The organism is Streptomyces sp. NPDC058872 (assembly GCF_042743065.1).
Taxonomy (GTDB): Bacteria; Actinomycetota; Actinomycetes; order Streptomycetales; family Streptomycetaceae; genus Streptomyces.
The window spans coordinates 20,778-33,500 of sequence record NZ_JBHYMK010000073.1 but is presented as its reverse complement, the minus strand read 5'-3'; the positions used below and the strand labels follow the sequence as shown (position 1 = coordinate 33,500).

Below are 12,723 nucleotides of genomic sequence, written 5' to 3'. Positions count from 1 at the left end.
TCCTTGTTGCGCGGGGCACGGGCGGGCCCCCCCCCCCCCAGCGCGGGGCCGGGGGCGCCGCGGCCCGCCAACGCCCCCGCCGGGCGCCGGGGGGGGGGGGGGGGCCGGGGGCGCGCCCCCCGCCCCCGTTCCCGTTCCCCTCCCGTCGACTGCCGGCCGGGGGAGCGCCGTCCGGTCGTGGGCCCCACCGGGGAGGGCGCCCGGTCACCCCACGGGCCGCCCGCCCCGCCCGATCGCCCCCGTCCGGCCCTCCCGCACGGTACGGTCGGGACATGGCCATCCGCGCGGTGCTGTGGGACATCGACGACACGATCTTCGATTACGCCCGGGCCGACCGTGCCGGCATGAGCGCGCACTTGACGGCCGAGGGCCTGGCGGGCGGGGACGACTCCGTCGACCGGGCCCTTCTCCGTTGGCGGGAACTCACCACGCTGCACTGGCGGCGGTTCGAGGCCGGCGGGGTCGACTTCCTGGAGCAGCGCAGGGACCGGGTCCGGGACTTCCTCGAAGAGCCCGGGCTGGGCGGCGCCGAGGCCGACGACTGGTTCGAGCGGTACGTCGCCCACTACGAGGCGGCCTGGGAGCTCTTCCCCGACGCGCTGCCGGTGCTCGACCTCCTGGCGGACGGGTACCGGCACGCGGTCCTGTCGAACTCCAGCATCCACAACCAGGAGCGGAAGCTCCGGGTCCTGGGCGTGCGGGACCGTTTCGAGGTCGTGCTCTGCGCCGCCGAACTCGGAGTGGCCAAGCCGGCCCGGGAGGCCTTCCACGCGGCCTGCGCCGCCCTCGACCTGCCCCCGCAGGAGGTGGCGTACGTGGGCGACCAGCCCGACATCGACGCCCGGGGAGCAGGGGAAGCCGGGTTGCGGGGGATCTGGCTGGACCGCGCCGACACGGGCGGTCGGCCGGAGCTGGACCGGATCACCGACCTCCATCAGCTCCCCGCCCTGCTCCGCGGGGATACCCGTTTTGGAGCACCGTCCACCTTCGGGTAATGTTCTTTCTGCGCCGAGGGGAACAAGCCGAAAGGCAAGAACCCGGAAAGCGCAAGCCGAACAAGATTCCCCCTGGTGGGGGAGGTTGTCCCGGTGGCCTATGGTGTAATTGGCAGCACGACTGATTCTGGTTCAGTTAGTCTTGGTTCGAGTCCAGGTAGGCCAGCTCGCAGAGCTCATCTGCACCTGTGGATGGCATCCACGAAGCCCCCGTTGTGTAGCGGCCTAGCACGCCGCCCTCTCAAGGCGGTAGCGCCGGTTCGAATCCGGTCGGGGGTACAGATCCTTCCCGCAGGATCACTTGGGTAGCTCCCGGTGGTCTTGATGCAGGATCGCTAGGGCCCCCGTTGTGTAGCGGCCTAGCACGCCGCCCTCTCAAGGCGGTAGCGCCGGTTCGAATCCGGTCGGGGGTACCAACTGGTCTAAGCCACCAGTGGCCTATGGTGTAATTGGCAGCACGACTGATTCTGGTTCAGTTAGTCTTGGTTCGAGTCCAGGTAGGCCAGCGTAGTAAAACCATGCGAGTCCCTCGCTTGGTCGTAGATCTTGCCCCCGTTGTGTAGCGGCCTAGCACGCCGCCCTCTCAAGGCGGTAGCGCCGGTTCGAATCCGGTCGGGGGTACGCACAGGAGAAGCCCTTCCCTTCGGGGGAGGGCTTCTCCGCTGTCTGTGTTCCGACACACAACTCCGGCCCACCGCTGCGGCGTTGGAGCGGTGGGCCGGAAACGAACAGGGGCAGGAGGCGGTCAGCCGTTGCGGCGGAGGGCCTCGGAGAGGCGGGCGGCGGCGTCGATGACGGCCTGGGCGTGCATGCGGCCCGGGTGACGCGTCAGGCGCTCGATGGGGCCCGATACCGAGACCGCCGCCACCACGCGGTTGGAGGGCCCGCGCACGGGGGCGGAGACGGACGCCACGCCCGGTTCCCGCTCGCCGATCGACTGGGACCATCCGCGGCGCCGTACGCCCGACAGGGCCGTTGCCGTGAAGCGGGCGCCCTGGAGGCCGCGGTGCAGCCGCTCGGGCTCCTCCCAGGCCATCAGGATCTGCGCGGACGAGCCGGCCTTCATGGTCAGCGTCGAGCCCACCGGGACGGTGTCCCGCAGGCCGGAGAGCCGCTCGGCCGCCGCCACGCAGATGCGCATGTCGCCCTGGCGCCGGTAGAGCTGGGCGCTCTCGCCGGTGACGTCGCGCAGGTGCGTCAGGACCGGGCCCGCGGTCGCGAGCAGGCGGTCCTCGCCGGCCGCGGCGGCGAGCTCCGCCAGGCGCGGTCCCAGGATGAACCGGCCCTGCATGTCGCGCGCCACCATCCGGTGGTGTTCCAGTGCCACGGCGAGACGATGGGCCGTGGGTCGTGCGAGTCCCGTCGCCGCGACCAGTCCTGCGAGGGTGGTCGGACCGGACTCCAGGGCGCTCAGGACAAGGGCTGCCTTGTCGAGAACGCCTACGCCGCTAGAGTTGTCCATGCAACGATATTCGCGTCTCACTCTGTGAAACGCAAGTTCAATTTTCCGAGGACCTTGTCACTCTGGTGGTGCGGCCGCACAACGGCCCGCTGAACGGGTCTCTAGTTGTGCCGGCGTAGACGTCGGCCGGAGGGAAAGCGATGGGTAGGACACTCGCGGAGAAGGTCTGGGACGACCACGTCGTCCGGCGCGCCGAGGGCGAGCCCGATCTGCTCTTCATCGATCTGCACCTGCTGCACGAGGTGACCAGCCCGCAGGCCTTCGACGGCCTCCGGCAGAACGGTCGGCGGGTGCGGCGGCTCGACCTGACCATCGCCACCGAGGACCACAACACCCCGACCCTCGACATCGACAAGCCGATCGCCGACCCGGTTTCCCGCGCCCAGCTGGAGACCCTGCGCAAGAACTGCGCCGAGTTCGGGGTCCGGCTGCACCCGCTCGGCGACGTCGAGCAGGGCGTCGTCCACGTCGTGGGCCCCCAGCTGGGTCTGACCCAGCCCGGCACCACCGTGGTCTGCGGAGACTCCCACACCTCCACGCACGGTGCCTTCGGCGCGCTGGCGTTCGGCATCGGCACCAGCCAGGTCGAGCACGTGCTCGCCACCCAGACGCTGCCGCTGGCCCGTCCCAAGACCATGGCCATCACGGTCGACGGCGAACTGCCCGAGGACGTCACCGCCAAGGACCTGATCCTGGCGATCATCGCGAAGATCGGCACCGGCGGCGGTCAGGGCTACATCCTGGAGTACCGCGGTTCCGCCATCGAGAAGCTCTCGATGGAGGCCCGGATGACCATCTGCAACATGTCGATCGAGGCCGGCGCCCGTGCGGGCATGATCGCCCCGGACGAGACCACCTTCGCCTATCTGAAGGGCCGCGCCCACGCCCCCGAGGGCGAGGAGTGGGACGCCGCCGTCGCGTACTGGAAGACCCTGCGGTCCGACGAGGACGCGACCTTCGACGCCGAGGTCGTCATCGACGCGGCCGGGCTGGCCCCGTTCGTCACCTGGGGCACCAACCCCGGCCAGGGGGCGCCGCTTTCGGCGAACGTCCCCGACCCCGCTTCGTACGAAGACGCTTCGGAGCGCCTGGCCGCCGAAAAGGCCCTGGAGTACATGGGGTTGACCGCCGGGCAGCCGCTGCGCGACATCAAGGTCGACACCGTCTTCGTAGGCTCCTGCACCAACGGGCGCATCGAGGACCTCCGGAACGCGGCCTCCCTGTTGGAGGGCCGCAAGGTCGCCGACGGCGTCCGCATGCTGGTCGTCCCCGGTTCGGTCCGGGTCGCCCTCCAGGCCGTGGAGGAGGGGCTGGACGAGGTCTTCAAGGAGGCCGGCGCCGAGTGGCGGCACGCGGGCTGCTCCATGTGCCTGGGCATGAACCCCGACCAACTGGCGCCCGGTGAGCGCTCCGCGTCCACCTCCAACCGCAACTTCGAGGGACGGCAGGGCAAGGGCGGCCGGACCCACCTGGTCTCCCCCCAGGTCGCCGCCGCCACCGCCGTGCTGGGCCACCTGGCCTCCCCCGCCGATCTGTCCGACGTCGCCACCACCGCGGGGGTCTGAGGAACCATGGAAGCTTTCACCACGCACACCGGTCGGGCCGTTCCGCTGCGCCGCAGCAACGTCGACACCGACCAGATCATCCCGGCGCACTGGCTCAAGAAGGTCACCCGGGACGGCTTCGAGGACGGCCTCTTCGAGGCCTGGCGCAAGGACTCCGAGTTCGTCCTCAACCGCCCCGAGCGGCAGGGCGCCACGGTCCTGGTCGCCGGCCCCGACTTCGGCACCGGTTCCTCCCGCGAGCACGCCGTCTGGGCGCTCCAGAACTACGGCTTCCAGGCGGTCATCTCCTCCCGGTTCGCAGACATCTTCCGCGGCAACTCGCTGAAGAACGGCCTGCTGACCGTGGTCCTCCCGCAGGAGACGGTGGACGCCCTCTGGGAGCTGACCGAGGCCGATCCGACCGCCGAGATCACCGTCGACCTGGAGGCCCGCAAGGTCCTGGCCGCCGGCATCGACGCCGATTTCGAGCTCGACGAGAACGCCCGCTGGCGTCTGCTGAACGGGCTGGACGACATCAGCCTCACCCTTCAGAACGAAGCCGACATCGCGGCGTACGAGGCGGCCCGACCGGCCTTCAAGCCCCGTACAATTACCGTCTGAGCAGCGCTTTTCCACGACTGCGCCCCCCACCGCCCGGTGGGGGGCGCAGTCGCTTGTTGAGACCCCGTCGGGCGACAACTCGCCCTAGATGGCACAATCGGTGCATGGAACGCGACAGCCAACTCGAGCTCTACGAGGCAGTCGCCGCCCGATTGAAGGAAGCGCACGCCAAGGTGCGCTCACTGCAAGTCCCGGAGGGCGTAAGGATGGCGCTGTCCCGGAAGCTGCTGGTCGTCACGGCCGCGGCGAAGCACGATCTCAAGGGCGCGGCAACGCGCCTCGACCGGTTGATGAAGGACCTCGATGAGGGCCGATTCCCAGAGGACGACTGACACCAAGAACTCCGCAGCGGGACTTCCGCGTTGCGGCACTAGGGTGATTAGACCGTTTCGTGTTTGATTTGCGGTATATACATGCCTAACGTGCGAAAAAGCTTGAACACTTTCGTTCTGGCAATGTCTCCGAAGGGGAAGACGTGAACAAGGCGCAGCTCGTAGAAGCGATTGCCGACAAGATGGGCGGTCGTCAGCAGGCCGCCGATGCCGTCGACCACGTGCTCGACGCCATCGTGCGTGCCGTGGTCGCCGGCGACCGGGTCTCGGTCACGGGTTTCGGCTCGTTCGAGAAGGTCGACCGGCCGGCCCGCTACGCCCGCAACCCTCAGACGGGTGAGCGGGTCCGTGTGAAGAAGACCTCCGTCCCCCGCTTCCGCGCAGGTCAGGGCTTCAAGGACCTGGTCAGCGGCTCCAAGAAGCTTCCCAAGGGCGGCGAGGTCTCCGTCAAGAAGGCCCCCAAGGGCAGCCTCACCGGCGGCGCCTCCGCGACCGTGAAGAAGGCCGCCGCGAAGAAGGCCACCACCGCCAAGAAGGCCGCCGCGAAGAAGGCGACCCCGGCGAAGAAGACCACCGCGGCCGCCGCGAAGAAGGCGACGCCCGCGAAGAAGGCCACGAAGGCCGCCGTGAAGAAGGTGACGCCCGCGAAGAAGGCCACGAAGGCCGCCGCGAAGAAGGCGACCCCGGTGAAGAAGACCACCGCGGCGGCCGCGAAGAAGGCGACCAAGGCCGCGGCCAAGAAGACCGCGCCGGCCGCGAAGAAGGCCACGGCGACGAAGGCGCCCGCCAAGAAGACGACGGCGCGCAAGACGACCGCCAAGAAGGCCGCCGCCAAGAAGTAGGACGCGCGCGGTACCGATCCGCCGGGCCGGGCTCCCCTCGGGGAGCCCGGCCCGCGGCGCGTCCGGAGGGGGCCCTTGCGGTTCCGGCCTCAGAAGGTCTGGAGCGTCACCAGGGTGATGCGGGGGGCGGCACCCGGAGCGCCCGGCTCGGTCTCGATCCGCACCCGCTGCCCCGGTCGGAGCAAGCGCAGCCCGCCCGTGTCGAAGGCGTCCGGCCCGAAGTCCACGGGGGTGCCGTCGTCGAGCAGCACACTGCCGCTGCGGGTCTCGGAGTCGTATGTGAACGCGGTCGCCTGCATGGACCGCAGCCTATCCGGCCGCCGTCAGCCACCGGGCGGCCGTCCGCGGACCGAGCCCCAGGGCCAGGGCGGCCGCCAGATCCGCCCCGGTGTCCACGTCCCGGCGTACGGAATCCACCCCGGCGAGCCGGATTTCCACGGCGCCCGACGACAAATGCCGCAGCCGCGATGCGCCCCCGAATGCGGGTTCCAATTCCACCTCCGGAGCTGCCGAGAGGAATGTCGTACCGATTTCGGCGGCATCCGCGAGAAAAGCCCTGGGAAAATTCCCGGCGGCGTCCAGCACCCGGGTCAGCTCCGCGGGTCGGAGCGCCGGCAGATCCGCGTTGAGCGCCGCCACGCGTGCGTGCGGTCGACCGGACCGCACGGCACGCACCCCGTGCACGAGCGCCGCGTTCAGCCCGGCCGCCGGTGCATCGGGCACGATCCGGGCCCCCAGCGCCGCGAGCGCGACCCCGGCCGTCGGGTCGTCCGTGACGACCGCCACATCGCGCACCCCCGCACAGTCCAGCGCCGCACCCACGGTGTCCTCGGCGAACGCCAAGGCGAGCCGGGGGCGCAGGCGGGCCCCCGTCGCCGGGGCGAGCCTGCTCTTCGCCAGGGCGAGCGGCTTCAGGGGGACGACCAGGGACCAGCCGTCACGGGCGTCGGTGAGCATCGGGTTCATCGGGTTCCATTCTGTCCCGCCCACGCGGCCCACCGGCGGCCCCGAGGCGTACGGTGTCACTCGACAGACCAGGAGCATGGGGCGACACTTGACCCCCTGCCAGCCAGTCCCGGAGAAAGGTGTCCGAGTGTCCCGCCGCAGAATCGGCTTCTGGTACCGCCTCGCGGCGGTCATTGCCAAACCCCCCCTGGTGGTTCTGTTCAAGAGGGACTGGCGCGGCACGGAGCACATTCCGGCCGACGGGGGGTTCATCACGGCGGTCAACCACAACTCGTACCTGGACCCGCTGTCCTACGCGCACTACCAGTACAACACCGGTCGGGTCCCGCGCTTCCTCGCCAAGGCGGGCCTCTTCAAGGCCGGCTTCGTCGGCACCATGCTCCGCAACACCGGCCAGATCCCCGTCTACCGCGAGACGACCAACGCGCTGGACGCCTTCCGGGCCGCCGTCGAGGCCATCGGGCGCGGCGAATGCGTGGCCTTCTACCCCGAGGGCACCCTCACCCGGGACCCCGAGATGTGGCCCATGGCGGGCAAGACCGGTGCCGCTCGCGTCGCGCTGCTCACCCAGGCCCCCGTCATCCCCGTGGCGCAATGGGGAGCCAACCTCGCGATGCCCCCGTACGCCAAGGAGAACAAGCTCCGGCTGTTCCCCCGCAAGACCCTGATCGTGCAGGCCGGTCCGCCCGTCGACCTCTCCCGATTCCAGGGCCTCGAACCGACGCCCGAGGTGCTCCGCGAGGCCACCGAGGTCATCATGGCCGCGGTCACCGCCCTGTTGGAGGAGGTCCGCGGGGAGAAGGCGCCCGCCGAGCCGTACGACCACCGCAAGGCCCGTGAGGAGCAGCGGCGCAAGGCCGCGGGGGAGAGCAGCAAGTGACCAAGGCAGCCGTCTTCGGCAACGGATCCTGGGGCACCGCCTTCGCGATGGTGCTCGCCGACGCGGGGTGCGAGGTGAGCCTCTGGGGCCGCCGCGCGGACCTCGCGAAGGAGATCAACGCCACCCGGACCAACCCCGACTACCTCCCGGGCGTCGAACTCCCGCAGGGGATCACGGCCACCGCGGACCCGGCCGAGGCCGCCGGGGACGCCGACTTCACCGTCCTGGTCGTGCCCTCCCAGACCCTGCGCGGGAACCTCGCCGCCTGGAAGCCCCTGCTCGCCCCGGAGACCGTCCTCGTCTCCCTCATGAAGGGCGTCGAACTCGGCACCGCGAAGCGGATGAGCGAGGTCATCACCGAGGTCGCCGACGTGCCCGCCGACCGCGTGGCCGTCCTCACCGGCCCCAACCTGGCCAAGGAGATCGCCGCCCGCCAGCCCGCCGCCTCGGTCGTCGCCTGCTCCGACGAGGCGGTCGCCCAGCGGCTCCAGGCGGCCTGCATCACCCCGTACTTCCGCCCGTACACCAACACCGACGTGGTGGGCTGCGAGCTCGGCGGCGCCGTGAAGAACGTCATCGGACTCGCGGTCGGCATCGCCAACGGCATGGGCCTCGGGGACAACTCCAAGGCCACGCTCATCACCCGCGGCCTCGCCGAGACGACCCGCCTCGGCCTCGCGATGGGAGCCGACCCGCTCACCTTCTCGGGGCTCGCAGGCCTCGGGGACCTGGTCGCCACCTGCTCCTCGCCGCTCTCCCGGAACAACACCTTCGGCACCAACCTCGGTCGCGGAATGACCCTCCAGGAGACCATCGCGGTCACCAAGCAGACCGCCGAGGGCGTCAAGTCCTGCGAGTCGGTGCTCGATCTGGGGCGGCGCCACGGCGTCGACATGCCCATCACCGAGACCGTCGTCTCGATCGTCCACGACGGCAAGCCCCCGGTCGTGGCCCTCAAGGAACTGATGTCGCGCAGCGCGAAGCCCGAGCGCCGCTGAGCCGTGCGGGGCCGCCACTGCGCCGTACGCGCGCGGGGGCAGCGGGGCGCTCAGGAGTTCGGGAACCGCAAGGTACCCTCATCGCGATATGAGCGAGAACACCCAGAGCCCCCGCAAGCCGCGCGTGGCCGTCGTCTTCGGCGGACGCAGCTCCGAGCACGCCATCTCCGTCGTCACGGCGGGCGCCGTCCTGAGCGCCATCGACCGGGACAAGTACGACGTGCTGCCCATCGGCATCACGACGGACGGGCGCTGGGCGCTCACCGCCGACGCCCCGGAGCGGATGGCCATTGCCGACCGCGCCCTGCCGAACGTCGCCGAACTGGCGGAGTCCGAGGAGGGCGGCGTCGTCCTCTCCGTCGACCCGGCCAACCGCGAGGTCGTCCTCACCGAGCCGGGCAGCGTGCCCAGGGCCCTCGGGGAGGTCGACGTGGTCTTCCCGATGCTCCACGGCCCGTACGGCGAGGACGGCACCCTCCAGGGGCTCCTGGAGCTCTCCGGGGTCCCGTACGTCGGCGCGGGCGTCCTCGCCTCGGCCGTCGGCCAGGACAAGGAGTACATGAAGCGGGTCTTCGTCTCCTTCGGCCTGCCCGTCGGACCGTACGAGGTCATCCGGCCCCGCGAGTGGGAGCAGAACCCGGCCGCCGCCCGCAAGAAGATCGTCGAGTTCGCCGCCGAGCACGGCTGGCCCCTCTTCGTGAAGCCGGCCCGCGGCGGCTCCTCCATGGGCATCACCAAGGTCGACGACCTCTCCGGCCTGGACGAGGCCATCGAGGAGGCCCGCCGCCACGACCCCAAGATCCTCGTCGAGTCCCTGCTGCGCGGCCGCGAGATCGAGTGCGGGGTGCTGGAGTTCGAGGACGGGCCGCGCGCCAGCGTGCCCGCCGAGATCCCGCCGGTCACCAACCACGACTTCTACGACTTCGAGGCGAAGTACATCGATTCGGCCTCCGGCATCGTGCCCGCCCCCATCGGGGACGAGGCCACCGCCGAGGTCCAGCGCCTCGCCGTCGCCGCCTACGAGGCCGTGTCCTGCGAGGGCCTGGTCCGCGCCGACTTCTTCCTCACCGAAGAGGGCGACTTCGTCATCAACGAGATCAACACCATGCCGGGCTTCACGCCCATCTCCATGTACCCCCGCATGTGGCAGGAGAGCGGCGTCAGCTATCCGGAGCTCGTCGACCGGCTCATCCAGGCCGCGTTGACCCGCTCCACGGGTCTGCGCTAGCGGAACCGTCCTCCGGGCCCGCGCCGGAGGCGGTGGAGCACGACGGCCGGAGTGCGGCTACCCGCACTCCGGTTCGAGCGCGCAGGGAACCGCCTTCGCCACCGGGACGGCGAGGTCCACGAGCGGACCGGCGTCGTGCGCGTACCGCCCGTCCAAGGCCACCTCGACATAGGCCTTCCGGTACACCGAGGTGAAACGGGGGCCGGTGCCCTCGCGCTGCTCCAGCATCCAGCGGACGCCGTCGGCGGAGACGGCCCGCACCTGGGGATCGCTCATCTTTTCGGGTCGGGGGACCCCGCAGCGCAGTACGATCGCACCGTCACCCCACCCGGCGGTCAACTCGGAGCCGGGCTCCGGGTCACTCCGCCCCAGCCCCGCCACGGTGTCGGGAAGCTCCTTCGCCAAGACCTGGCAGAAGGCGGCCTCCTCCGCCGGGGGACTGGGCACCACGACGGACGCCGAGGCGTCCGGCGAGGAGCAGCCGGCAGCGGCCAGCAGAAGGACGACGGTCGCTACGGCGGCGGGCAGGCCGAAGGGCCGGTGGGAAGACATCACCGGCCAAGCGTAGACGGGGGCTACAGATGAACGACCGGGCAGGTGAGGGTGCGCGTGATGCCGTCCACTTGCTGGACCTTGGCGACCACCATGCGGCCCAGCTCGTCAACGGTGTCCGCCTGCGCGCGCACGATGACGTCGTACGGACCGGTCACGTCTTCGGCCTGGATGACCCCCGGGATCTTGGAGATGGTGTCGGCGACGGTCGACGCCTTGCCCACCTCGGTCTGGATGAGGATGTACGCCTGAACCACGGAACCTCCAGGGCGACCACGAGGATCTTGTGGGAGAAAGAGACGCCACGGTACCGCGTCGCCGCGGGCCGCGGGGAGACCCGCGCGTCCGGAGGCGCCCGGGGCGTGGCGTACGCAGGACAGAAGTTGACGGTCTACTTGACGGTACCCAGCACGGTGACGGCCCGCGACCCGCGGCGCGCGACGACGCGCCCCCGCCCGCCGGCCGGCACGAAGACACGAGGTGAGACGCGGTGAAGGGCACAGTCGGAGAACTGGGCGAGTTCGGGCTCATCAGGGAGCTCACGTCCCGGCTCACCTCCACCCCGGCGGTGCGGATCGGGCCCGGCGACGACGCCGCGGTCGTGTCCGCCCCCGACCGGCGGGTGGTGGCCAGCACGGACATCCTCCTCGAAGGACGGCACTTCCGCCGCGACTGGTCGACGGCCTACGACGTCGGCCGGAAGGCCGCCGCGCAGAACCTCGCCGACATCGCTGCCATGGGCGCGGTGCCCACCGCGCTCCTCCTCGGCCTCGTCGTGCCCGCCGAACTCCCCGTCACCTGGCCGACCGAACTGATGGACGGGCTGCGCGACGAATGTCAGGTCGCCGGCGCGGCCGTGGTCGGTGGTGACGTCGTCCGCGGCGACACCATCACGGTCTCCATCACCGCCCTCGGCGACCTCCGCAACCACGACCCGGTCACCCGGGGCGGCGCCCAGCCCGGCGACGTCGTCGCCTACACCGGTTGGCTCGGCTGGTCCGCCGCCGGATACGCGGTCCTCTCCCGCGGCTTCCGCTCCCCCCGCGCCTTCGTCGAGGCCCACCGCAGGCCCGAGCCGCCGTACCACGCCGGCCCCGCCGCCGCCGGCCTCGGCGCCACCGCCATGTGCGACGTCAGCGACGGCCTCATCGCCGACCTCGGGCACATCGCCGAAGCCAGCAAGGTCCGCATCGACCTCCGCTCCGGACTCATCGACATCCCCACCCAGATGAACGACATCGGCCAGGCCGTCGGGGTCGACCCCCTGCAGTGGGTGCTCACCGGCGGGGAGGACCACGCCATCGTGGCCACCTTCCCGCCCGAGGTGAAGCTGCCCGCCCGCTGGAAGGTCATCGGCGAGGTCCTCCACCCCTCGGCGCTGCCGCAGGTCACCGTGGACGGTGCGCCCTGGCACAGCGCCGGGGGCTGGGACCACTTCGGGGAGACGGAGTGACCTCCCGACCCCCGCTCGTCCTCACCGTCGCCGGATCCGACTCCGGCGGCGGCGCGGGCGTCCAGGCCGACCTCAAGACCATGCTCGCGCTCGGCGTCCACGGCATGAGCGTGCTCACCGCCGTCACCGCGCAGAACTCACGGGGCGTCCAGGGCGTCTGGGAACTACCGGCGGAGGCCGTGCGCGCCCAGTACCGCGCCGTCGTCGACGACATCGGGGTCCAGGCCGTGAAGACCGGCATGCTGGCCACCGCCGCCCTCGTGGAGACCGTGGCCGAACTGCTCGCCGGGACCCCCGGGGTGCCGGTGGTCGTCGACCCGGTGGGAGTCTCCAAGCACGGGGACCCGCTCCTCGCCGAGGCCGCGCTCGACTCCGTGCGCGGCAAACTGCTGCCCCTCGCCACCGTCGCCACGCCCAACCTGGACGAGGTGGCGCAGCTCACGGGGGTCCGGGTGGCGACCGAGGGCGACATGCGGGGGGCGGCGGCCGCCGTCCTCGCGTACGGGCCGCGCTGGGCCCTGATCAAGGGAGGGCACCTCCCGTCCGGCGAAGAAGCCGTGGACCTGCTCACGGACGGCACCGAAGAACTCTGGCTGCGGGCCCCGCGCCACCACAACCGGCACACCCACGGCACCGGCTGCACGCTCGCTTCGGCCGTCGCCTCCGGGCTCGCCCGGGGCCTCGCGGTGCCGGAGGCCGTCCGTCGGGCCAAGGAGTACGTGACGGGGGCCCTCGCCGGCGGATTCGCGCTGGGGGAGGGCATCGGCCCCGTCGACCACGGGTGGCGCCTCCGGGGGTGACGGCCGGCCGCCGACTCCTCAGCAGCGGCCCCCGGCACGGCGTCCGGGCA

15 protein-coding genes and 5 tRNA genes are annotated in these 12,723 nt (G+C 71.3%); 15 read left to right on the top strand and 5 right to left on the bottom strand.

The features are described from left to right. Positions 1-272 precede the first annotated feature (272 nt). The 6 genes from ACFW22_RS31705 to ACFW22_RS31680 all read left to right on the top strand — a co-directional run bounded on the left by ACFW22_RS31705 (position 273) and on the right by ACFW22_RS31680 (position 1,616). Entirely contained in the window at positions 273-995 is a 723-nt protein-coding gene (locus tag ACFW22_RS31705) for an HAD family hydrolase (protein ID WP_386411360.1), read from the top strand. A gap of 94 nt (positions 996-1,089) precedes the next feature. After that, positions 1,090-1,161, top strand: a tRNA-Gln gene (locus ACFW22_RS31700). A 40-nt stretch (positions 1,162-1,201) separates the two neighbouring features. Beyond that, positions 1,202-1,274, top strand: a tRNA-Glu gene (locus ACFW22_RS31695). Between the two features lie 61 nt (positions 1,275-1,335). Then, positions 1,336-1,411 (top strand) — tRNA-Glu (locus tag ACFW22_RS31690). Positions 1,412-1,429: 18 nt separating this feature from the next. Continuing rightward, positions 1,430-1,501: transfer RNA gene (locus ACFW22_RS31685), tRNA-Gln, on the top strand. A gap of 42 nt (positions 1,502-1,543) precedes the next feature. Then, a tRNA-Glu gene (locus ACFW22_RS31680) sits at positions 1,544-1,616 on the top strand. A gap of 124 nt (positions 1,617-1,740) precedes the next feature. Here the strand turns inward: ACFW22_RS31680 and ndgR are convergent. Continuing rightward, entirely contained in the window at positions 1,741-2,457 is a 717-nt protein-coding gene (gene ndgR, locus ACFW22_RS31675) for an IclR family transcriptional regulator NdgR (protein WP_384882400.1), read from the bottom strand. Positions 2,458-2,597: 140 nt separating this feature from the next. Between ndgR and leuC the strand changes: the two genes are divergently transcribed. From leuC to ACFW22_RS31655, 4 genes are all read left to right on the top strand, one after another. Next, positions 2,598-4,022, top strand: coding sequence for a 3-isopropylmalate dehydratase large subunit (gene leuC, locus ACFW22_RS31670; RefSeq protein ID WP_386411356.1), 1,425 nt, complete (start codon positions 2,598-2,600; stop codon positions 4,020-4,022). A 6-nt stretch (positions 4,023-4,028) separates the two neighbouring features. Next, entirely contained in the window at positions 4,029-4,622 is a 594-nt protein-coding gene (gene leuD, locus ACFW22_RS31665) for a 3-isopropylmalate dehydratase small subunit (protein ID WP_041131426.1), read from the top strand. A gap of 104 nt (positions 4,623-4,726) precedes the next feature. Continuing rightward, positions 4,727-4,954 (top strand): hypothetical protein, encoded by a 228-nt coding sequence (locus tag ACFW22_RS31660; protein WP_386411353.1) that lies wholly within the window; start codon positions 4,727-4,729, stop codon positions 4,952-4,954. 143 nt (positions 4,955-5,097) lie between these two features. Then, complete coding sequence (locus ACFW22_RS31655; RefSeq protein WP_386411350.1) at positions 5,098-5,796, top strand: HU family DNA-binding protein; 699 nt, start codon at positions 5,098-5,100, stop codon at positions 5,794-5,796. A gap of 89 nt (positions 5,797-5,885) precedes the next feature. Here ACFW22_RS31655 and ACFW22_RS31650 read toward each other — a convergent pair whose 3' ends face one another. Next, entirely contained in the window at positions 5,886-6,095 is a 210-nt protein-coding gene (locus ACFW22_RS31650; protein WP_386411347.1) for a hypothetical protein, read from the bottom strand. Positions 6,096-6,105: 10 nt separating this feature from the next. Continuing rightward, a complete protein-coding gene (cofC, locus tag ACFW22_RS31645) occupies positions 6,106-6,753 on the bottom strand; it encodes a 2-phospho-L-lactate guanylyltransferase (RefSeq protein ID WP_386411377.1) in 648 nt (215 codons plus the stop codon). A 136-nt stretch (positions 6,754-6,889) separates the two neighbouring features. Here cofC and ACFW22_RS31640 point away from each other — a divergent pair, with 136 nt between their 5' ends. The 3 genes from ACFW22_RS31640 to ACFW22_RS31630 all read left to right on the top strand — a co-directional run bounded on the left by ACFW22_RS31640 (position 6,890) and on the right by ACFW22_RS31630 (position 9,868). Continuing rightward, positions 6,890-7,642, top strand: a complete 753-nt coding sequence (locus ACFW22_RS31640) for a lysophospholipid acyltransferase family protein (protein WP_386411344.1) — start codon at positions 6,890-6,892, stop codon at positions 7,640-7,642. Then, a complete protein-coding gene (locus ACFW22_RS31635; RefSeq protein ID WP_386411341.1) occupies positions 7,639-8,640 on the top strand; it encodes an NAD(P)H-dependent glycerol-3-phosphate dehydrogenase in 1,002 nt (333 codons plus the stop codon). The genes ACFW22_RS31640 and ACFW22_RS31635 overlap by 4 nt, the downstream gene beginning before the upstream one ends. 88 nt (positions 8,641-8,728) lie before the next feature. Further along, positions 8,729-9,868: a D-alanine--D-alanine ligase family protein gene (locus tag ACFW22_RS31630; protein ID WP_386411338.1), complete on the top strand. Its 1,140-nt coding sequence runs from the start codon at positions 8,729-8,731 to the stop codon at positions 9,866-9,868. 57 nt (positions 9,869-9,925) lie between these two features. On the opposite strand, the gene ACFW22_RS31625 is transcribed toward ACFW22_RS31630, so the two are convergent. Both ACFW22_RS31625 and ACFW22_RS31620 read right to left on the bottom strand, forming a co-directional pair. Next, positions 9,926-10,420: a DUF3515 domain-containing protein gene (locus tag ACFW22_RS31625; protein ID WP_386411374.1), complete on the bottom strand. Its 495-nt coding sequence runs from the start codon at positions 10,418-10,420 to the stop codon at positions 9,926-9,928. 23 nt (positions 10,421-10,443) lie between these two features. Then, on the bottom strand, positions 10,444-10,677 hold the full coding sequence (locus ACFW22_RS31620; RefSeq protein ID WP_017947604.1) for an Lrp/AsnC family transcriptional regulator: 234 nt from the start codon (positions 10,675-10,677) through the stop codon (positions 10,444-10,446). A 233-nt stretch (positions 10,678-10,910) separates the two neighbouring features. Here ACFW22_RS31620 and ACFW22_RS31615 point away from each other — a divergent pair, with 233 nt between their 5' ends. Next, on the top strand, positions 10,911-11,873 hold the full coding sequence (locus tag ACFW22_RS31615; RefSeq protein ID WP_386411335.1) for a thiamine-phosphate kinase: 963 nt from the start codon (positions 10,911-10,913) through the stop codon (positions 11,871-11,873). Further along, positions 11,870-12,673, top strand: a complete 804-nt coding sequence (thiD, locus tag ACFW22_RS31610) for a bifunctional hydroxymethylpyrimidine kinase/phosphomethylpyrimidine kinase (RefSeq protein ID WP_386411332.1) — start codon at positions 11,870-11,872, stop codon at positions 12,671-12,673. Before ACFW22_RS31615 ends, thiD begins: the two co-directional genes overlap by 4 nt. Positions 12,674-12,723 lie beyond the last annotated feature (50 nt).